The 19988-nt window shown below is 63.6% G+C and carries 21 protein-coding genes and 1 pseudogene; 9 read left to right on the top strand and 13 right to left on the bottom strand.

Annotated elements, in window-relative coordinates; genetic code table 11:
* Positions 1–94: 94 nt before the first annotated feature.
* From HU760_RS13255 to HU760_RS13235, 5 genes are read left to right on the top strand one after another with little or no spacing between them, the layout of a single operon-like run.
* Positions 95–1012, top strand: coding sequence for a DUF72 domain-containing protein (locus HU760_RS13255; protein WP_186674125.1), 918 nt, complete (start codon positions 95–97; stop codon positions 1010–1012).
* The gene (locus HU760_RS13250; RefSeq protein ID WP_186674126.1) at positions 1009–1794 is read left to right on the top strand and encodes an endonuclease/exonuclease/phosphatase family protein; all 786 of its coding nucleotides are present in this window, start codon (positions 1009–1011) and stop codon (positions 1792–1794) included. Before HU760_RS13255 ends, HU760_RS13250 begins: the two co-directional genes overlap by 4 nt.
* Positions 1791–2993, top strand: coding sequence for a cardiolipin synthase ClsB (gene clsB, locus HU760_RS13245; RefSeq protein ID WP_186674127.1), 1203 nt, complete (start codon positions 1791–1793; stop codon positions 2991–2993). Before HU760_RS13250 ends, clsB begins: the two co-directional genes overlap by 4 nt.
* The gene (locus tag HU760_RS13240; protein ID WP_186674128.1) at positions 2993–3940 is read left to right on the top strand and encodes a lysylphosphatidylglycerol synthase domain-containing protein; all 948 of its coding nucleotides are present in this window, start codon (positions 2993–2995) and stop codon (positions 3938–3940) included. Before clsB ends, HU760_RS13240 begins: the two co-directional genes overlap by 1 nt.
* 34 nt (positions 3941–3974) lie before the next feature.
* Complete coding sequence (locus tag HU760_RS13235) at positions 3975–4403, top strand: hypothetical protein (protein WP_186674129.1); 429 nt, start codon at positions 3975–3977, stop codon at positions 4401–4403.
* A gap of 86 nt (positions 4404–4489) precedes the next feature.
* On the opposite strand, the gene HU760_RS13230 is transcribed toward HU760_RS13235, so the two are convergent.
* Both HU760_RS13230 and HU760_RS13225 read right to left on the bottom strand, forming a co-directional pair.
* Positions 4490–4714: a metallothionein gene (locus HU760_RS13230; protein ID WP_186674130.1), complete on the bottom strand. Its 225-nt coding sequence runs from the start codon at positions 4712–4714 to the stop codon at positions 4490–4492.
* Complete coding sequence (locus tag HU760_RS13225; protein ID WP_186674131.1) at positions 4711–5175, bottom strand: phosphotransferase system, HPr-related protein; 465 nt, start codon at positions 5173–5175, stop codon at positions 4711–4713. Before HU760_RS13225 ends, HU760_RS13230 begins: the two co-directional genes overlap by 4 nt.
* Positions 5176–5325: 150 nt before the next feature.
* Here HU760_RS13225 and ligD point away from each other — a divergent pair, with 150 nt between their 5' ends.
* Positions 5326–7821, top strand: coding sequence for a DNA ligase D (gene ligD / locus HU760_RS13220; RefSeq protein WP_186674132.1), 2496 nt, complete (start codon positions 5326–5328; stop codon positions 7819–7821).
* A gap of 36 nt (positions 7822–7857) precedes the next feature.
* Here the strand turns inward: ligD and ku are convergent, their stop codons facing one another.
* From ku to HU760_RS13175, 9 genes and pseudogenes are all read right to left on the bottom strand, one after another.
* Positions 7858–8718 carry a non-homologous end joining protein Ku gene (gene ku / locus HU760_RS13215; protein ID WP_186674133.1) on the bottom strand — a complete coding sequence of 287 codons (861 nt, stop codon included), beginning with the start codon at positions 8716–8718 and terminating at the stop codon, positions 7858–7860.
* 72 nt (positions 8719–8790) lie between these two features.
* A complete protein-coding gene (locus HU760_RS13210) occupies positions 8791–9696 on the bottom strand; it encodes an SDR family oxidoreductase (RefSeq protein ID WP_186674134.1) in 906 nt (301 codons plus the stop codon).
* A 112-nt stretch (positions 9697–9808) separates the two neighbouring features.
* Positions 9809–10396: a 5'-methylthioadenosine/S-adenosylhomocysteine nucleosidase family protein gene (locus HU760_RS13205; protein WP_186674135.1), complete on the bottom strand. Its 588-nt coding sequence runs from the start codon at positions 10394–10396 to the stop codon at positions 9809–9811.
* Positions 10393–11601, bottom strand: a complete 1209-nt coding sequence (locus HU760_RS13200) for a carboxylate-amine ligase (protein WP_186674136.1) — start codon at positions 11599–11601, stop codon at positions 10393–10395. Before HU760_RS13200 ends, HU760_RS13205 begins: the two co-directional genes overlap by 4 nt.
* Before the next feature lie 6 nt (positions 11602–11607).
* On the bottom strand, positions 11608–12561 hold the full coding sequence (locus HU760_RS13195; protein ID WP_186674137.1) for a methyltransferase: 954 nt from the start codon (positions 12559–12561) through the stop codon (positions 11608–11610).
* On the bottom strand, positions 12561–13895 hold the full coding sequence (locus HU760_RS13190; protein ID WP_186674138.1) for an iron-containing redox enzyme family protein: 1335 nt from the start codon (positions 13893–13895) through the stop codon (positions 12561–12563). Before HU760_RS13190 ends, HU760_RS13195 begins: the two co-directional genes overlap by 1 nt.
* 21 nt (positions 13896–13916) lie before the next feature.
* Positions 13917–14114: a hypothetical protein gene (locus HU760_RS13185; RefSeq protein ID WP_186674139.1), complete on the bottom strand. Its 198-nt coding sequence runs from the start codon at positions 14112–14114 to the stop codon at positions 13917–13919.
* A 63-nt stretch (positions 14115–14177) separates the two neighbouring features.
* Positions 14178–14297 (bottom strand): annotated as a pseudogene (locus HU760_RS13180) (KGG domain-containing protein); the annotation flags it as partial.
* Between the two features lie 285 nt (positions 14298–14582).
* Entirely contained in the window at positions 14583–15464 is an 882-nt protein-coding gene (locus HU760_RS13175) for a Dyp-type peroxidase (protein WP_186674140.1), read from the bottom strand.
* A 184-nt stretch (positions 15465–15648) separates the two neighbouring features.
* Between HU760_RS13175 and HU760_RS13170 the strand changes: the two genes are divergently transcribed.
* Positions 15649–16542, top strand: a complete 894-nt coding sequence (locus tag HU760_RS13170) for a bile acid:sodium symporter family protein (RefSeq protein WP_186674141.1) — start codon at positions 15649–15651, stop codon at positions 16540–16542.
* 33 nt (positions 16543–16575) lie between these two features.
* On the opposite strand, the gene HU760_RS13165 is transcribed toward HU760_RS13170, so the two are convergent.
* Positions 16576–17043, bottom strand: coding sequence for a sterol desaturase family protein (locus HU760_RS13165; protein ID WP_186674142.1), 468 nt, complete (start codon positions 17041–17043; stop codon positions 16576–16578).
* A 173-nt stretch (positions 17044–17216) separates the two neighbouring features.
* Here HU760_RS13165 and HU760_RS13160 point away from each other — a divergent pair, with 173 nt between their 5' ends.
* Entirely contained in the window at positions 17217–17726 is a 510-nt protein-coding gene (locus HU760_RS13160; RefSeq protein ID WP_186674143.1) for a GNAT family N-acetyltransferase, read from the top strand.
* A 38-nt stretch (positions 17727–17764) separates the two neighbouring features.
* On the opposite strand, the gene HU760_RS13155 is transcribed toward HU760_RS13160, so the two are convergent.
* Entirely contained in the window at positions 17765–19333 is a 1569-nt protein-coding gene (locus HU760_RS13155) for a sensor domain-containing diguanylate cyclase (RefSeq protein WP_186674144.1), read from the bottom strand.
* Between the two features lie 151 nt (positions 19334–19484).
* On the opposite strand from HU760_RS13155, the gene HU760_RS13150 reads away from it, so the two are divergent.
* Positions 19485–19985: a DUF4142 domain-containing protein gene (locus HU760_RS13150; RefSeq protein ID WP_186674145.1), complete on the top strand. Its 501-nt coding sequence runs from the start codon at positions 19485–19487 to the stop codon at positions 19983–19985.
* The last annotated feature ends 3 nt before the right edge of the window (positions 19986–19988 follow it).

Here is a 19988-nt window from a genome sequence, read left to right as displayed (position 1 = left end):
GCTGGCTGCACCGTCGATCAATCCTGCTTGAACCCTCGCACGGCTGCACCGGTCGCAACTGATGAACTGGTGCAACAAGCAATTAGGAGGCAGCGTGAGCGAAGTGCGCATTGGCATTTCAGGATGGCGCTACGGCCCCTGGCGCAAGGACTTCTACCCCAAGGGCTTGCCCCAGGACGACGAGCTGGCGTTCGCTTCACGGGCAGTGAATACCATCGAGATCAACGGGTCGTTCTATAGCTTGCAGACACCAGAGCGCTATCGCAGCTGGGCTCAGGCAACCCCGGAAGATTTCGTCTTCGCGGTCAAGGCGCCGCGCTACATCACCCATATACGGCGCCTGAAGACTATCGAACAGCCGATGGCGAACTTCTTTGCATCCGGGCCGCTGCTGCTCGGGGACAAGCTGGGGCCGTTCCTGTGGCAGTTCCCGCCCAGCATGAAGTTCGATGAAGCGCTGTTCCAGGCGTTTCTCGAACTGCTGCCGCGCGACCGCGCCGCTGCGCGTCGGTGTGCCGAAGGGTGTGCCGAGCGCCTGCAAGGCAACGGCGGCACCGCGATCGAAGGCAATCAACGCCTGCGCCATGCGGTGGAAATACGCCATGAAAGTTTCCTCTGCGAAGCCTTCGTGCAACTGCTGCGCAAGCATCAGGTGGCGCTGGTGGTGGCCGACAGTGCCGGTAAATGGCCCTATGTGGAAGACGTCACCGCCGACTTCGTCTACATGCGCCTGCATGGCGACGTCGAGCTGTACAGCAGCGGTTATACGTCACGTGCGTTGCGCCGTTGGAAAGAGCGCATCGTGCACTGGAGCGAAGGCCACCAGGCCGAGGATGCCGAGCTGATCGTGCCAGGCCCGCCGCCAAAACATGGGCCGCGTGACGTCTATTGCTATTTCGACAATGACCAGAAGGTACATGCCCCGTATGACGCCCGACGACTGCTGGAAAAGCTCCATCTGGATCACCACCTGATGACTGAACCCGGCGTGGAACCCGAGGTGGACCTGTGAACAAGACCTTGCCCACCCCCCATTGCATCATCGACAAGATCACGGCAGTGCATCGGCTGAACGTGCTTACACTCAACGTGCACAAGGGCTTCACCTTCTTCAATCGGCGCTTCATCCTGCCCGAGCTGCGCGAAGCCGTACGCGCCACCGGCGCTGATCTGGTGTTCCTGCAGGAAGTGCATGGCAGCCACCAGCAGCATGCCGTTCGCCACCCCGCATGGCCGGACACGCCACAATACGAGTTTCTGGCCGACAGCATGTGGCCGCAGTTCGCCTACGGACGCAACGCCGTTTACCCCCACGGCGACCATGGCAATGCCCTGCTGTCGAAGTTCCCGATCGCCCGCTTCGACAACCTGGACGTTTCTGTCCAGGGCAACGAACAGCGCGGCCTGTTGCATTGTCAACTGGAGGTACCCGGCCATGAGCAGGTACATGCGGTGTGCGTGCACCTCGGCCTGCGCGAGGCGCATCGGCAGAGCCAGGTGAAGCTGCTGCTCGAATTGCTCGACCGTTTGCCAGCGCACGCGCCGGTGATCATTGCCGGTGACTTCAATGACTGGCGGCTGAAGGCGGATGCGGTGCTGTCCCGGCGCCTCATCGAAGCCTTTGGCGAGCGGTTCGGTACCCCGGCGCGCAGTTTTCCTGCGCGCATGCCCCTGTTGCGGCTGGACCGCATCTACCTGCGCAATGCCATGCCCTGCAAGGCGCAAGTGCTGTCCAGCTACCCGTGGTCGCACCTGTCCGACCACGCCCCCCTGGCTGCGGAGATCACGCTGTGAAAAGACCCTGGGTGGATGGCAACTGCGTAGAGCTGCTGATCAACGGCGAGGCGTTCTACCCCCGCGTATTCGAGGCCATCGGCCAGGCACGGGAAGAAGTCCTGCTGGAAACCTTCATCATCTTCGACGACAAGGTCGGCCAGCAGCTGCAACGGGTGCTGATCGATGCAGCGCAGCGCGGAGTGCGGGTGGAGGTAGTAGCCGATGGCTACGGTAGCGCAGACCTGCCCGGCAGCTTCATCGCCGCGATGACCGATGCCGGGGTCAGCTTTCACCTGTTCGATCCCCAGCCACGCCTGGCGGGCATGCGCACCAACCTGTTCCGGCGCCTGCATCGCAAGATCGTGGTCATCGACGGCGAACGGGCGTTCATCGGCGGTATCAACTACAGTGCGGATCACCTGGGCGATTTCGGGCCCATGGCCAAGCAGGACTATGCCGTGGAAGTCACCGGCCCGGTGGTGGCGCAGGTGCATGCCGTCAGCCGTCGCCTGATGTCGCCTGTGCTCGAGCCACCCAGCGAGGTGCGCCCGGTCACCGCCCCCACCGGCGATATCACTGCGGTACTGGTTGAGCGTGACAACGGTCAGCGCAGTAACGCCATCGAAGCGTATTACCTGGAAGCCTTGCGCAATGCCCGCCGACGCGTGGTGGTGGCCAATGCCTACTTCTTCCCCGGTTATCGGCTATTGCGCGAGCTGCGCAATGCCGCCCGGCGTGGTGTCGAGGTATCCCTGATCATGCAGGGCCAGCCGGACATGCGCTGGGTCCGGGCACTTTCCCGGCTGCTGTACAACTACTTGCTGCGCGACGGCGTGCGCATTCATGAATACTGCGAAAGGCCCCTGCACGGCAAGGTTGCCCTGGTGGACGATGAGTGGTCCACGGTTGGTTCCAGCAACCTCGACCCGCTGAGCCTGGCCTTTAACCTCGAAGCCAACCTGTTCATCCGCGACCGCCGCTTCAACCAGCAGTTGCATCAGCACCTGACATCGCTGGCCAACGAACAATGCAAGCCCGTCACCCTCGAGCGCATGGTGCGTGGCTACTGGTGGCGGGCGCCGTTGATATTCCTGTGCTTCCACGTGATCCGCCAGTTCCCGCGCATTGCCGGCTGGCTACCCGCACACCGCAAGCGCCTGAAGTCGCTGCAGCCGGAAGTCGAGACGCAAGGCGACCTGCACGAGGGCAATACCTGATGGAACGAAAGCGTTGGCATACCTGGGCAAAGCGCCTGTTCACCCTGCTGTTCCTGGTCCTCATACCGGTGCTGCTGTTTACCTTGGCGCGCAATCTGGACTGGGACGAAGTACGGCAGTCCTTGCTCGCCTACAAGCCGGGCAGCCTGGCGGTCGGGATGGTCATGGCCCTGTGCAGCTTCCTGATCTTTGCCAGCTATGACCTGCTCGCGCGCAGCTATATCGGCCATACGCTGCCCGCGCGGCAGGTGCTGCCGGTGGCCTTCGTGTGCTATGCCTTCAACCTCAATTTCACCACCTGGGTAGGCGGCGTGGCCTTGCGCTATCGGCTGTACAGCCGCCTTGGGCTGGATACGCCGACCATCACCCGCATCCTCACCCTCGGCCTGCTGACCAACTGGATGGGCTACATGCTGCTTGCCGGCGGTATATTCGCCTTGCGCCTGGTGGAGCTGCCCTCGAGCTGGCCGGTCGGTACTGGCGGGCTGCAGCTGATCGGCTTCGTGCTGCTGGCCATCACCTTCGCCTACCTGGTGGCTTGTGGCACGGCCAGCAAGCGAACCTGGCAATGGCGCGACCATGAACTGACCTTGCCTTCCCTGCGCCTGGCGCTATGCCAGGTGGCGCTCGGTGCCAGCAACTGGGCGGTAATGGCGTTGCTGATCGACTGGCTACTGCCTGACCAGGCGTTCTACCCGTCGGTTCTTGGCGTCCTGCTGATCAGTTGCGTGGCGGGCGTGGTGGCGCACATCCCGGCCGGGCTGGGCGTGCTGGAAACCGTTTTCCTCGGCTTGCTACACGGCCAGTTCGGCCAAGGAAGCCTGGTAGCTGCCCTGCTGGCGTACCGCACGTTGTACTACCTGATTCCGCTGGTGCTAGCGGTGATGACTTACCTGATACTGGAAAAGCGCGCCAAGGCCATGCGCCGGCGCGAAAAACCGGCTTGAATGCCGACGACGGCCCAGGGGCCGGGAGGTGACCATGCGTATTGCCTTGCTGACATTGATGCTCACGAGCCTGGTCAGTGGCAGGGTGCTGGCAGAGGCCTGCGATGTGATGACCCGATCGTCCAGCGAAGCGGTGCGACCTGTGGAGCAGCACACCTGCTACACCTACAGCAGTATGCCGCCTGAAGCGATCAAATGGTCCTGCAGCAACCAGAGCAAGGACATGCTCAGTGCAGACAAGCGCAGAGTGGCGCGCTGCGCCGACGGTAGCGTGGGCAGCTGCATTGCTCCGCTGACCCAGGAAGCCCTGGCCAACCCCAAGGCGGCGGGGAATGACCAGCCCTCCACCCGCCCGGGGTTGCCCAAGGATGCACGGGTGGTGACCTACTACTACGATACCCCGAGCCTGGGCCAGGCACGCACGGACTGCGAGCGCAGCAACGGTATCTGGCAGACCCATTGAAGCCATTCTCCGGACCGCCTTGCGCTCCTTCGCGGGCCAGCCCGCGAAGGAGCGCAAGGCGGTCCCCGCAAGTGGTACTGCGCTTATCACGGCGAAATCGGATCGCTCGCCGGGAAGGTTTCGTCCAGGGCGTTGTCCACATTGCTCTCCTTCGGCTGCGCGGCCTGCGCGCAGTTACAGCCCGGCATGCGGCAGGGTTCACCGTTGCGGTGCCCGGTAGCACAGGCCTCACAGCAGTAGGCCTTGCCATCCTGGGGGGCGGCGTCCACCGTACAGGTACATTCGCTACAGGCGCATCGTAATTCGCTCATGGCTTGCCCTCCTCGTCTTCGTCGATTACATCATCACTCCACGGCTGGCCATCCAGCGGCGCGGAGCGGGCCAGCTCGGCTTCATCGAGCCCGATGCCGCCGCCAATCTCCCCGGCGTCAACGCGGCGCAGGGACTTGTCGGCCGGGCCGCCATGGCCTGGCTCGTGCGGGTCACGCGCCCCGGATTCGTCCAGCAGGGTGTCCGGGCTGAGGTCGTCGTAAGTCACGTTGTCTTCGTGCAAGCTGTCGCTCAGCGTCTCGCCACCGGTCATGCCACTTTGCGCAACGCGGCGGGCCGGGAACTCCTGGGCGACTTCCTGCGGCGGCCGCTCATCACCCGCCCGCCCCTCGCGATCGTCGAGGCGATCACTGAAGTCCAGCTCGAGCACACTGCCCATGCGGTCTTCGGTATCGTCGATTTCGGTCGGCGTGTAGGGTTTGGGATCATCAGGTCTGGACATCGATTGTCTTCCTCCGTTGGCTTACTCACGGTCGACTACGCCAAGCGCCGGAAGATTCAGAGTTTCTTGCGCGCCTGCAGCGGCTTTTTTTGAACTCCCCTGCTTCAGCTGTCTCCCAACGATAAGACAGCGAATCGCCCGGAGCCTGCCATGGCCAAGCCCCTCGAGGAATACGCACGCAAACGCGATTTCAACGCCACGCCCGAACCCAGTGGCAAGCCAAAGCGCACCCGGCGCGCCCACGCCCTGCAGTTCTGCATCCAGAAGCACGATGCCAGCCACCTGCATTACGATTTCCGCCTGGAACTGGACGGCACGCTGAAAAGCTGGGCCATCCCGAAAGGCCCATCGCTCGACCCCAAGGTGCGCCGCCTGGCCGTACACGTCGAAGACCACCCGCTGGACTATGCCGACTTCGAAGGCCACATTCCTGAAGGGCACTATGGTGCCGGTGACGTGATTGTCTGGGACCGCGGCATCTGGGAGCCGGAGGGGGATGCCCGCGAAGCCTACGCCAAAGGCAAGCTGCGTTTCCGCCTGCAGGGTGAAAAGCTCAGTGGCGTATGGAACCTCTTCCGCACCCACATGGCCGGCAAGAAGGAACAGTGGATGCTGGTCAAGTCCCACGACAGCCAGGCGCGCAGCGAAAGTGAGTACAGCATCGTCGACGCGCAGCCGGATAGCGTGCTCAGCGACCGTACCCTGCTGCCCAAGCGCAGCAGCGGCAAGCCGGCCAAGGCCAAGCCTGCAGCCGGCAAACGCTCGGCCACTGGCAAAGCTGCGCCGCTGCCAGAGTTGTTGCAGCCGCAGCTGGCCACGCTGGTCGACTCGCCACCGGCGGGTGACTGGCGCTACGAAGTGAAATTCGACGGCTACCGCATCCTGGCGCGCATCGACGGCGATGACATCCGCCTGTTCACCCGCAACGGCCATGACTGGAGCGCGAAAATGCCGCGCCAGGTGGCGGCCCTGCGCCAGCTTGGGGTCGATTCGGCCTGGCTGGATGGGGAGATGGTGGTGAACAACGAGCAGGGGGTGGCGGACTTCCAGGCGCTGCAGAATGCGTTCGACACCGATCACGACGAACAGATCACCTATTACCTGTTCGACTTGCCCTTTCTCGGCGGCCGTGACCTGCGCCAGGTGCCGCTGCAAGCCCGTCGCGAAACGCTGCGCCAGCTGCTCGAAGCCAATGACGCCGACAACCTGGTGTTTTCTGCCGACTTCGACCAGCCGGTGGAGTCGTTACTCGACAGTGCCTGCCGCCTGGACCTGGAGGGTTTGATCGGCAAACGCGTGGACAGCTCTTATGTCGGGCGGCGCAGTGCCGACTGGATCAAGCTCAAGTGCAAGAAACGCCAGGAATTCGTGATCGTCGGCTTTACCGAGCCGAAAGGCAGCCGCAACGGCTTCGGTGCCCTGCTGCTGGCATTGCATGACAACGACAGTGGTGAGTTGCGTTATGCCGGCAAGGTCGGCACCGGCTTCAGCAGCACCACGCTGGACAGCATCCATGCGCGGCTCAAACCGCTCGAAATCGCCAGGCCCGCCCTGGCCAGGCCGCCTAGCGGCGCAGAGGCCCGGGGTGTCCATTGGTTGAAGCCACAGTTGCTGGCCGAAGTGGCCTATGCGCAGATGACCCGCGAAGGGATCGTGCGCCATTCGGTATTTCACGGCCTGCGTGATGACAAACCTGCCACCGCCATCGACCTGGAGCGCGCCATGCCCGGCAAGAGCCTACCCAAACCCAAGCCAGCCAAGGCCGTGGAACATTTCGGTGACTTGCGCCTGACCCACCCGGATCGTGTGATCGACGCCAGCAGTGGCGCCACCAAGCGCGACGTGGCGGAGTACTACGCCGAGGTCAGCCGGTGGATCCTGCCGCAGCTCAAGGACCGCCCGGTGGCCTTGGTGCGCGCCCCCGACGGGTTGGCGGGCGAGCTGTTCTTCCAGAAAAACGCAGGCCAGTTGCACATCCCCAACGTGCTCAGCTACGACAAAGCCGAGGCGGGTCAGGCGGCGATGATCATCAATCGCCCCGACACCCTGCTGGGCGCGGTGCAGATGAACATGCTCGAACTGCACACCTGGAACGGCACCGACAAGGACTTCGACAAGCCCGACCGCTTCGTCCTCGATCTCGACCCGGACCCCGCCCTGCCCTGGAAAGCCATGCTGGAGGCTACCCAGCTGACCCTGACCCTGCTCGACGAGCTGGGCCTGAAGGTGTTTCTGAAGACCAGCGGCGGCAAAGGTATCCATGTGGTCGTGCCGCTGACGCGCAAAGCCGGTTGGGACGAGGTGAAAGACTTCAGCCACGCCATCGTCAATTACCTGGCCAGGCTGTTCCCGGAGCGCCTGAGCGCCGTGTCCGGGCCGAAAAACCGCGTGGGCCGCATCTTCATCGACTACCTGCGTAACGGCAAGGGCGCCACCACTGCCTGCGCCTATTCGCTGCGGGCACGCGAAGGTTTGCCGGTTTCGGTACCGATCTGGCGTGAAGAACTTACCCAGCTGAAGGGCGCCAACCAGTGGAACATCGATAACCTGCGTGAGCGCCTGGCAGAAATCGACGACCCCTGGGCAGACATGGGCAAGGTACGTCAGTCCATCACCGCGCGCATGCGCAAGCTGCTGGGCCAGTAAGGGGCTGGCCCGCAGCTTGCGCGGGCATGAAGGACGTCAGGAGGCCTTGCGCGTACGCTTGGCAGGCTTCTTCTCTGGCGCTGGCTTCTTCTTGCCTGCCGCCCCGCCCTTGCCGCCAAGGCTGCGCTTGAGCAGTTCGGTAAGGTCGATGATGTCCGCGCCTTTTTCGGTTGCGCTTGCCTCGCCTGTTTCCACCATTTCGATCTTGCCTTTGCTGGCCTTTTCTTCCACCAGGTCGAGAATGGTCTGGCGGAAGGCGTCATGATAGTCGTCGGGCGACCAGGCGCCGCTCATGTCCTCGACCAGCCGTTTGGCCATGTCCAGTTCGCGCTTGTCCACCTTGGCTTCGGTGACGCTGCTGTCCAGCTCCAGCGTTTCCAGGCCACGCACCTCTTCCGGCCAGCGCAGGGTAATCATCACCAGCGCCTCTTCCAGCGGCCTCAGCAACGCCAGATGCTGGCGGGTGTGCAGCACCACCGTGGCCAGCGCCACCTTGCCGGTGCTGGCCAGGGTTTCGCGCAGCAGCGCATACACCTTGCCACCACGCCGGTCGGGGCTGAGGTAGTACGGCGTGTCGAAATGCTGCAGAGGGATATCGCCGGCGTCGACGAAGGAAAAGATGTCGATGGTCTGGGTCGCCTCGGGGCGTGCCTTGCGGATCTCTTCTTCGCTGATCACCACATAACGGCCTTTTTCGTACTCGACCCCTTTGACGATATTTTCCTTGTCGATGTCCTTGCCGGTCACCTTGTTCACCCGCTTGTAGCCCACCGGTTCCATGCTGCGCTTGTCGAGCCAGTCGAAGTCGACGCGCTCGGTGCGCACCGCGGTATTGAGGGCCACAGGGATGTGCACGAGGCCAAAACTGATGGCGCCTTTCCAGATTGCCCTTGCCATGGATCTGCCCCCAGGTTGCCTGCCGATACCACAAGTGACTGCACCAGGCCGCGAAGGTTTAGCCGGCCAGCCCTATGGCAACGGATTGCCGCCGGTCACGCCGAACACCTCGCCGGTGATGTAGCTGGACTCCTGGCTGGCCAGCAGGACGTAAACCGGCGCGCATTCGGCCGGCTGGCCGGGGCGCTTCATTGGCGTTTGTGCGCCGAATTCGGGGATTTTCTCCGGAGGCTGGCCGCCGCTGGGCTGCAGCACGGTCCAGATCGGCCCCGGGGCCACGGCATTGACCCGGATGCCGCGTTCGATCACCTGCTTGGCCAAGGCCTTGGTGAAGGCGACGATGGCGGCCTTGGTGGTGGCATAGTCGAGCAAGGTGGCCGAGGGCTGGTAGGACTGGATCGAGGCGGTGTTGATGATGGTCGCGCCCGCCGGCATCAGCGGCACCGCGGCCTGGCACAGCCAGAACAGCGCGTAGACGTTGGTTTTCAGGGTGTGGTCGAATTGCTCGTGGGTGATCTGGCTGATGTCCTTGCGCGCCTCCTGCTTGCCGGCGACGTTGACCAGGATGTCCAGCCCGCCGAGCTGTTCGTGGGCCTGCTCGACCAGCGCCTTGCAGAACTGCTCGTCCTTCAGGTCGCCGGCAATCGCAACCACCTTGCGGCCTTCGGCTTCGATCAGCTTGATCACTTCGCGGGCATCGGGTTGTTCGATGGGCATGTAGTTCAGCGCAATGTCGGCCCCCTCGCGAGCAAAGGCAATGGCAACTGCACGGCCGATGCCCGAATCGGCGCCGGTAATCAGCGCCTTGCGCCCGGCCAGGCGGCCGAACCCCTTGTAGGTGGCCTCGCCGTGGTCGGGCTTGGGCTGCATGTTGACGTCCAGGCCCGGCGCAGGTTGGCCCTGGGCGGGGAACGGTGGGTGCGGGTACTGGGTCAGCGGGTTCTGCATGCTGAACTGGTCGTGGGGTTTGTTGGGCATGGGGGCCACTCCTCTGCTGAAACCGGGCTGGCCCGTGCAAGGGCCGATACCGGTTTCGAGGACAACCCCAGGTCGATGGTTTGCTCAACCTGGCGCCAGCGCCGACCAGCGGTCACGCCTGGCTGAACAGCACCCGCTTGAATGCCTCTGCCGCCAGGTGCACCTGCACCGCCCAGTCTCCGGCCGCATCGCTGCCGGCATCGTCGGAGATGTATTTCAGGCAGACGAAGGGAATGCCCTCGCTGCGCGCGATCAAGGCCAGCACATAGGCCTCCATATCGACCACGTCGTACGGCGCGTCGCCGTGGTTGATCTCGAAGCTGTCGCCGCTGCCGCAGGTTTCCACGGGCAGGCCCGGGATCTCCACGCCGTGCTCTAGCAGCACCGGGATATCCGACAGCGGCGTTTCGTAACGGGCGAAGCCCAGCGGGGTCACGTCCATGTCACGTTGCACGAAGCGGGTGCAGCACACCACTTCGCCCTTGCCATGACGCAGGCTGCCAGCCGACCCCAGGTTGACGATCAGCCTGGGCTTGTTGGCGGCGATGGCTCGCGTCAGGGCAATGGCGGCATTGACCTTGCCGATGCCGGTGAACACGCTGTTCATCCCGGCGAACACGCTTCCCGCCTCGGCCTCGAGGGCGAAGACGAACAAGGTGTCAACCAGGGAAATATCAGGGAATTGCTGGGTCAAGATCATCGTGCGGAGTGTCCGGATGGCTGGCAAATGGCGCCGCCATTGTCGTTCAACCCTGCGTGATTGCAAGTGCCATGGGGGGGGTGAAGAGGATATTTGCCGCCCTCCTCCAGCACCTGGTCCACGACCATGCGCAGCGCTTGCGGCGTCGTCCTGCCACTGGCCCGGGCCCGCTCGAAGCAGGCCAGCTGGCGGTCCGCACTGGTGCCCTGCTCCAGGATCCGTTGCGCCTGCAGCAATGCGCGCTCGGCATCGGCCGTGTCGACAGGGAAGGCAGCGTGCAACTGTGCCAGCCAGCCGCGGGCGGAAACGCTCTGTTGCTGCTGTGGGCCGATGAAGGTGCCGTGGCGGCCGTGGCGCATGGCGCGCCAGTAATTTTCTTGCGCGACCCAGCGCAGCTCGCGGGTCAGTGGTTCGGGGGCGTGCCCCCAGCGCACGCAATGCTCGACGATATGCCTGAACAAAGCGGCGATACACAGAGCATCTTCCAGGTCCGGGCACGCATCGCAAATGCGCAGTTCAACGGTCGGGTAGCGCCGCGACGGGCGAACGGCCCACCAGAAGTCACCGTCCTTGGCCAGCGACCCGGTACGCTGCAGCAAGGCCCGGTAGCGCTCGTAGGCGGACCAGTCAGGCAAAGGCTCGGGCAAGCCCATGTGCGGCCACTCGCCACAGATCACCCGGCGATAGCTCAGGTAGCCGGTGTGCTGGCCGCTCCACAAGGGCGACGAGGTGCTCAGTACCAGCAGCAGGGGAAGCCACGGTACCAGGCGGTTGATCAACTGCATCCGGTCACAACCCGTCGGCACGCCGACATGCACATGCAGGCCATTGACCAGGCTGCGTCGCGCCACGTGCTGGTAGTCATCGAACAATTGCCGGTAATGCGCCGCTGTAGCCGGTTTCTGCTTCTTCCACGGGGCAAACGGGTGGCTGGCTGCGCCATATAGGCCCATGCCTTCCTGGGCCAGGGCCTGGCCAAGACGCTGCCGGCTCTGGGCAAAGAATTCCCGTGCCTGGTGAGAATTGTCGAATATGGGGGACACCACTTCGATCTGGCTACGGAACATTTCCTGGGCAAATCGCTCGCCCAGCACCTCCCGGCAGCGCCTGGCTACCCCCGGCGAAGGTGCGATCGGAACACGGCCTGTGGCAAGGTCGACCAGCAGGTACTCCTCTTCAATGCCGAAGGTGCAAGGCGATGGCATGGCGGTTCAGCCGTTACGGGTGACAGTAAGCGCAACTGCGGCGATACGCTCGACCTGTTCGTAACCGCGCTCGTCCAGCTGCTCGCCGAACACGTCCGGGTCAACTTCGCGATAGACCCACGACCATTCAGGCCCCGCCAAGCGCAGGCGGATGGCTTCAAGCAAGGCATCCCGACCGTCGACGATCGCCACGCCGGTATACAGTAGCAGTGAGCCCCCAGGACCAAGCCGCTCGCATGCCTGTTCAACGATGCGCACGGACAGCTCGGCACCCAGTGGCCCGCCACCGTGACGATAGGTGCGCTCCTTCACATCGAGCATATAAGGCGGATTGGCGATGATCAGGTCGAACAGGCCGGTAATGCCGCCCAGCAGGTCACTTGGCTCCACCGAGACATTGCTCAGGCCCGCCAGTGCCGCATTGATCGCGGTGTAGCGCAGCGCGAGCGGGTTGATGTCCACGGCGGTGACCTGGGCGTGCGGTACCGCCTGGGCCACCACCAAGGCGCCGACACCGCTGCCGCAGCCAATGTCGACGGCATGCTCGATGCGCTTCGGGGTGCGTTGCAGATGCTCATGGATCACCTGGGCGAATCGGTAGCTGTCCGGGCCGAAGAACACCGCGTCGTTGGCCTCGGTGGGGTAAGCCGAGTGCACCAGCAGCAAGTCCTCGAGGGTGGACCAGCGCACCGTGCTCACCAGCCACTCACCACGCGTCGCCAGCACCTGCGCCTGGCGTAGCTGGTCCAGCTCGTCGGCGGAAACCAGCGATGGGGGAAACGGGCGGCTCCAGCCGAACACATCGCGCAATGTCCTGGCCCGTTCGGCCCCAGGGCGGGCGTTGACCCGGGCGTGGGTGGCCGGTGTGACACAGGTGAAGCGGTAGCCGTCGGCACGCAGGCGCTTGCCCAATTGCAGCAACGCCTGGTCAGCCTGGATCTGTTGGGGGGCAAGCTGCATCAGCGAGGTTCCTCCTGGGCCAGGCCGGTGGCACGCAGGTAGCCCTGGGTCGCCAGCAACCCTTCCGGCGTGGCGTGACGGTTACCGGCCATGCTGTCGATCAAGGTCTGGATGTCGGTTTGCGGCGCTGTGTGGGCCAGTGCGTCATGCTGCTGCATTGACACCTCCCAGCTGCCGGGCATCACCCGCGCACCAGCGGCCTGCCAGCCGGCTGCGATCCAGTCGTGCCACAGCTGCTTCTCGTAGGCGGTGAACACGCCGTACATGGGCGCCGAGGGGCCTTCGATGAGGGCCCACCAGCGGCTGTTGGCGGGGGCCTCGCCCCGGCGGATCCAGCCCTGCGCTTGCAAGGCTTCGAGGAACGCCGGCATGCCGCCTGGCTCGGCCAGCCACTGATTGACCGTGCGTTTCTGCAGGCGGCAATGATCGGAATGCATGAACTGGCCGAAATGGCGCTTGTGCTCCAGCGCCATCAACAGCTCGGCCTCCAGGTCGAAACTGTTGATCAGGCTGGGGGTATCGACAGCCAGGTCATTCAGGCGGTAGCCCCGGCGTACACGTTGGTAGAACGTGCACAGGTCGCGCGCCGGACAGAGCTGGCGTAGCGCCTGGATGGACAAGTGCGCATGCCCGCTGGCGGCATTGTCGATGGTCACGTGCAGCTGGAAGTAATGGCCATCGATGCCCAGTTCTGCCAGTTCGTAGGTGGTAATCAGCAGGTGCAGTGGCGGTTGTTCATAGCCCAGGTTGTAGCCGATGACCTCGGGCAGAAACTCGTCGGCATGGCGACCCAAGGCCAGTTGCAAGGCGCCTTGCAGGTAGCGCTGGTCATCCAGTTCAGGCAAGTCCAGACAGCCCAGCCGGCTCAGCAGGCGTTGATAGATCAGCACGTGGTTGCAGCGCGGATCGCCACCGCCCAGTTCTTCCAGGTAGGTGCGGATCAAACCGTGATAGCGTGGGTCACGCCAATGGCGCAAGGTGCCGTGCAGCCACGCACCGTCCACCGCCTTGGTGGGCGCGACTTGCTGCAGGAACCACAACGCCTGGGCGCGATTGGCGAAGTAGCGCCGAGGGCTACCCTGGCGGCGTTGCGCCAGGTAGGCGGCGTAGGCTTCAGCGACCTCGGCAGCATGCCGGGCGCTCCAGGCTTCCAGCTGCGCCAGCTCAGCAGGCAAATCGTCCGGCAAGCCTTGCACCTGAGCCAATTGTTCGTGCAACCATGCGGCGCTGGCGGCATCGCCATCGCCCAGCAACGCGTGATAACGCTGGTACAGGCTTGGCCCATTTGTCGAAGCTGGTACCCTCGCGGCGGTCTTGCAGGTGGTGACCGTCATGCCGTGTTCCTTGTGCGCGTGTTATTGGCTGGGTTTCTGCCCGGGCATCGGCTCAGGGCCTGGCGCAGGTTGAGAGGCAGGTTTGTCGCCGGGTTGCTGCATCTGCAAGGACGGTTTGCTTTGGTCGGCATCTTTCGCCGGATGGTCTTTGTCGCGGTCGAAACAGCCGCCGACCAGCGTGAAGGCGCCCATCAGGGCTATCAGGGGGAGCAATCGCATGGGGGGCACTCCTTTTTCCGCAAAATCGCAGTGCCAGGCTAACCCGGCACTGCGTAGCCTCACTTACGAACGGCCGCCTTTGCGGCTCGATTCACTGCTGCGGCCGCCACCGGAATGCTGGCCGCCCTTGCGTCCAGCTTCGGAGGCTTTCTCGCGGTCATTGGCAAAGTTGCCTGGGTTCTTGTTACCACCCTGGCTGCCTTGTTGATTGCCGGTACGGCTGTTCTCTTTGTTGGCCATGGTCTTAAACCTCGTATGACTTCGGAATGCACGGCATTACCTGCCGTACACCTGTTCGGAGTTCGGTCATATCGAGGGATTCGGTTTATTGCGAAGCGTTCGGACCAGCGGCATTAAATAAGCGGCAACGCCATATTTGGCGCGCCACAGAGTCACGCGAGACAGGCCTGCCGACAGCCGGCCAGGTGACGGCCGGGGCCGCCCTGACCAGGGTGGGATATTCAGCGGTCAGGCTGACAGCAGCAGGCGCAGGTCGACACCCGCAGCAGTCATCGGTGGGCACCAGTAATAGCCGCCGGTCAGTGGCCGGCTGAAGCGGTACAGGCCGTCAATGATGCCGTCTTCCAGGCCGCTCATGCGCCGCAGTTGAACCTCGAAGGCATCGAAGCTGCGGCCCAGCGCGACAAAGGCAAGGCCTGCACCACGGGTATCGGCCCAGGACACCGAGCGACGCACCATGAACGCTTCGGGCTCGAAGCTCTCCTGGGCGGTACGCTTGACGTGCGCAGACGCTGGGGCGTCATCCAGTTCTTCATTGTCGCTGAGGCGGCGGCCGATGATGTCGTCCTGCGCTTGCTGGGGCAGCGATTTGAAGTACTGCAGATCGTGCTTCCACAGCTGGAATGCGGCAAAGCACGACCCGTCCAGGCCTGGCTGGGCAGCCTTGAGAATGGCTGCCTCGACGGCGGCCTCATCACGCGGGTTTTCGGTCCCGTCTTCATAACCCGTGAGGTCACGCCCACCCTGGTGGAGAAAACCGTCCACCTGGTCCACCAGGCTGAATGCCGGGCTCAACAGCTGTTCCAGGGCCTGGGCCCGCAGGTACAGGTCGCCACGTTCCTCTCCCCGCAGCCACAGCCACAAGGCATGCTGGGTGCTGGGGTTTTCCACCACGGCGTCCAGTTGCGGGAAAGGCTTAAGGCCATCGACCTGGCTACCCAGGGCCTTGGCAAGTGGCGCACCGACGCCCAGCGTCAAGCGCACGCCGTCGACGTGACCCGCCAGCGCATCCAAGGCTGCCGGCACTGCTTCCGGTGCTTCGATGGCAAAGAACAGGTGGCGGGCGTGAACCGGCACCGGTGTGGCAAGCAGACCTTGCTGAAACGGCATGACAGGCTAATCCTCGGTAAAACCGGGAATGCTACTGCGCCGGCAGGCGTGCTGCAACGCGACATGTGGCCTCGTCGGGTGGTGGTATGTAGCAACAAATGGTTACCAAAGCTGGCGCTCTGCGATTAGCGCTCAATCAGGGGCGGCCTACACTTCTGGCGATCTTTCGCCCTGGGGGACCGCCATGACGGCTTCACCATTGCTCACCGCCTTTCTTCCGCTGGCCCTGGGCATCATCATGCTCGGCCTCGGCTTGTCGCTGACCCTGGCCGATTTCGCCCGCGTGGTGAAGTACCCAAAACCGGTGGTGGTCGGCCTGGCCTGCCAGATCCTGCTGCTGCCACTGGTGTGCTTCCTGATAGCCAACGGCTTTGCCCTGGAGCCGGCGCTGGCCGTGGGGCTGATGTTGCTCGCTGCCTCGCCCGGAGGCACCACGGCCAACCTGTTCAGCCACCTGGCCCACGGCGATGTGGCATTGAACATCACCCTGACGGCGGTCAATTCGTTGATCGCGATCCTGACCATGCCCTTGCTGGTAAACCTCTCGCTGAGTTGGTTCATGGCGTCGGATCAGGCCATCCCGCTGCAGTTCGCCAAGGTCATGCAGGTGTTTGCCATCGTGCTGCTACCTGTGGCGCTGGGCATGCTGGTTCGTCATTTCGCGCCCGCATTTGCTGCACGCATGGAGAAGCCGATGAAGCTGGTAGCGGCGCTGTTCCTGGCCTTCACCATCGTATTGGCCCTGGCCAAGGACTGGCAGACCGTACTCGAGTACGCTCCGCTGGTGGGCCTGGCGGCATTGCTGTTCAACCTGCTGAGCCTGGCCACGGGCTACTGGGTGCCGCGCCTGCTGGCGATTCCCAAGCGCCAGGCGATTGCCATCGGCATGGAGATCGGCATTCACAACGGCACCTTGGCGATTGCCCTGGCATTGAGCCCTTCGCTGTTGAACAACGCCACCATGGCTGTACCGGCGGCGCTGTACAGCCTGATCATGTTCTTCACGGCGGCCGGGTTTGGCTGGTGGGTCAGCCGCGGGCATGTGGCGCTGCAGGCCAAGGGTGAGGCAGTGAATTGAAGGCAATGCCGCAGGCGAGGCCAGGCGCAGTTGTCACGGCTGGCTGCGCTTGCTGCGCAACTGCTGTTTCAACACCTGCAACGGCGGTGCATAGAAGAAGCCGAACGATACACTGCCGGTGCGCCCCTTCACCGCATGGTGCAACCGGTGCGCCCGGTACAGGCGCTTGAGGTAGCGGTTGACCGGGCGTGGCTTGGCTGGCCAGTGCCGATGAAAGAACCCGTCATGGGCCACGACATACAGCAGCCCGTAGCCCGCCACGCCACCGCCGACCCACTGCAATGGCGCATAACCGCTCTTGCCCAGGGCAACCAGCGCCGTGGCGATCAGCCCCAGCGCCAGCAGGTACAGGTCGTTGGTTTCGAGCATGCCCAACTGCGGCTCATGGTGCGAGCGATGCAGCCACCAACCCCAGCCGTGCATGATGTACTTGTGGGCCAGCGTGCCAACACCCTCCATGGCCACCAGGGTGGCGAACAGCACGGCGAGATTGAACAGCATGGAACAGTCCGGTGGATGGCAAAGGAAGGCGCAAGGGTACCGATTGCCTGGCATTTTTTCCATGCAGGCGTGACCGGTTGCAGGCGCTTGCTGATGAAGCCATTGTCACGCTACGACCCTTGACCGGCTGCCCGCTACAGATTAAGACGTAGCGCTTTCAAAGGAGTGAGTCCATGCGCATCCGCCCTACCCTCGAGCGCGATATCCAATGGCTGCCCGCGGTGGAACGCTCGGCCGCCCAGGCTTTCACCGACTGGCCGGCACTGGCGTGGCTGGCGCAGGCCGATGTACTGGACATTGATACGCACCGGGCATTCGTCGCCACGGGCGCCAGCTGGGTTGCCGAAGACCTGCAAGGGCGCGTGCTCGGTTTCGCCTGTGCCCGGTTCGAGCGACAGGCGCTGCACCTGTGCGAGATTTCGGTGCATCGACAGGCCCAGGGGCAAGGCCTCGGGCGCGCCTTGCTGCGGCAGGTGGTGGATACGGCGCGCCAGGCGGGTGCCCAGGAGCTGACCTTGACCACGTTTGCCGATGTGCCGTGGAATGCGCCGTTCTATGCGCGTTTCGGCTTCGAAAGGGTTGATGAGGAACGGTTGGATACGCGCCTGCGCGACATTCTTGCCGATGAACTTGCCCATGGCCTCGTCGGGCGCTGCGCGATGCGCCTGGGTTTAAGGCGCTGAGCCTTGGCACATCGCGCCCCTGCCGGCCGCCAGCAGGCTCAGGAATCCGCACTTGCCCGGCTGTTCTCCGCCACGCAGTACCTGTCCCGGCCTTGACGTTTGGCCTGGTACAACGCCCCATCCGCTGCCGCCATCAGCCGCTCGGCGGTCACCTCCTCCCGCGCCGGATCCCCCGTGGCTATGCCGGCACTGCACGATACCCGCCCAAGTGGGCTGCCTGCATGTTCCAGTATTTGCCGGCGCAACAGCTGCTGTACCTCCTGCACCAGCAGCTCCGCGCCACGGGCATCGGTGTCGGGCAGCAATAGGGTGAACTCTTCGCCGCCATAGCGCACCGCCAGGTCGGCCGGCCGTTTCAGCGCCTGTTGCAGCACTTCGCCAAAGCGCCGCAGGCATTGGTCGCCCGCCGGGTGGCCATAGCGGTCGTTGTAGGCCTTGAAATAGTCCAGGTCGAGCATCACCAGCGTCAGCGGATAGCCCTGGCGCCGCGCCCGACGCAGTTCCGGTTCGAACACCGCATCCAGCCGCCGGCGGTTGCCCAGCCCGGTCAGGCTATCGGTCAAGGCCAGGGACTTTAGCGTCTGGTGCGCCTGGTGCAGCGCCCGTTCGATGAAGATGCGCTCGCGCAACTGGCGCAGTACCACGCCACCAAATGCCGCCAGCCCTAGCAGCAAAAGCAGCAACACGGCCATTGATTTGATCGCATCGTGCCGCCAGGGGGCGACGATCGACTCTCGCGACAAGCCCGCCTCCACCACCAATGGGTAGCTCGACAGCGCGCGATACGCATACAGCCGTGGCGTGCCGTCTACCACCGCAACCGCTTCTACCAGCCCTTCTGCAGCGTAGGGCAGATGGTTGCGGAAAATCTCGCTGTTGGCCAGGCTGCGCCCCACTACCTTCTCGACGAAGGGCCGCCGAACCAGGATAGTGCCGTCGCGCATGGCCAGTACCAGCGCGCCACGTTCGTCGATCTTGAAGTTGCCGTAGTAATGCACGAACCAGTCCACCTTGATCGTGCCCAGCAACACCCCGGCGAAGCTGCCGTCGGCATGCTCAAGGCGCCGGGAAATAGGAATGATCAAATCATCCGTGGAGCGGCTGCGCACCACCGAGCCGATGTGTACGCCACGGTCGCTGTGGGTACGGTGGTAGATGAAGTAGTCGCGGTCGGCATTGTTGGCCTTGGGCGGTATTGCTGCCTGATCGGTAACGACCCAGTTGCCCTCGGCGTCATACACGAACAATCCATGTAGCTGCGGCATGATATTTTTTTGCTGTACCAGCAAGGCATGCAAGCGTGGCCGGTCGATATGGTCGAACCCATCACCCTCCAGGCGCTCGGACAGGGCTGCGGTGATGGCATCCACCTGGCGGATGGCATCTTCGGCGTGTTGCGCCGTGGCCCTGGCCAGGTTGGTGACCATGTTCTCGGCATTGGCAAAGGCATGCCGGTAGTCGCGCCAGATGCGCCAGCCTTCGACCACGACGAAGGCCAGCATCACCATCAGCATGAATGCCAGAACCATGCGGAACAGCGCCACGGCACGGCCCTCACCGGTTATGGCGAAAAGCCCCTCTTCGTCCTTATTCCTGGCTGCGTACATTGAAATCCCTGGCCACCCCGCGTTTGCCGCTGTTCACTATAGTTGACCAGCATGTGGACACCTCGGCGAGGAAAAAGATTAAACCTTTGCCCTGCTTTCACCCTCAACCGTACGCGACACTGAGGTCGCGTCACGGTTTAAGGAGTGAGGCATGAGCAATCTCTTCATCAAGCGCGTCGGTTTGTCCATGGTGCTGGGCCTGGCATCGGTACAGGCCCTGGCGGCGAGTTCCGATGACTTTGTCGAGGCCGCCACCGAGGCCGGCATTGCCGAAGTGGTTACCGGTAAGCTGGCCCAGGAGAAAAGCCAGAACACCGAAATCAAGACATTCGCCCAGCAAATGGTCACTGACCACACCCAGGCCAACCAGAAACTCGGCGACATCGCCCGCAAGCTGGACATCTCCGTACCCGATGAGGCGGCGATCACCGACAAGGTCAAGAAAATGATCCTGGAATGGCGCGAGGAGTCCTTCGACAAGGCCTACATCAACAACCAGGTGGACGCTCACGAAAAGGCGGTGGAACTGTTCAAGAAAGAGGCCGCTTCGTCTGACAAGGCCGAGCTGAAGGCCTTTGCCAGCGAAACCCTGCCCAAGCTCGAACAGCATCTGGAGCACGCCAAGGCACTTCAGGCCAAGCACGGCAAGTGAGGC

The sequence above is a fragment of the Pseudomonas oryzicola genome (genome assembly GCF_014269185.2).
GTDB lineage: Bacteria > Pseudomonadota > Gammaproteobacteria > Pseudomonadales > Pseudomonadaceae > Aquipseudomonas > Aquipseudomonas oryzicola.
The sequence above is the reverse complement of the archived record's forward strand: the minus strand, read 5'-3'. Positions and strand labels throughout refer to the sequence as shown.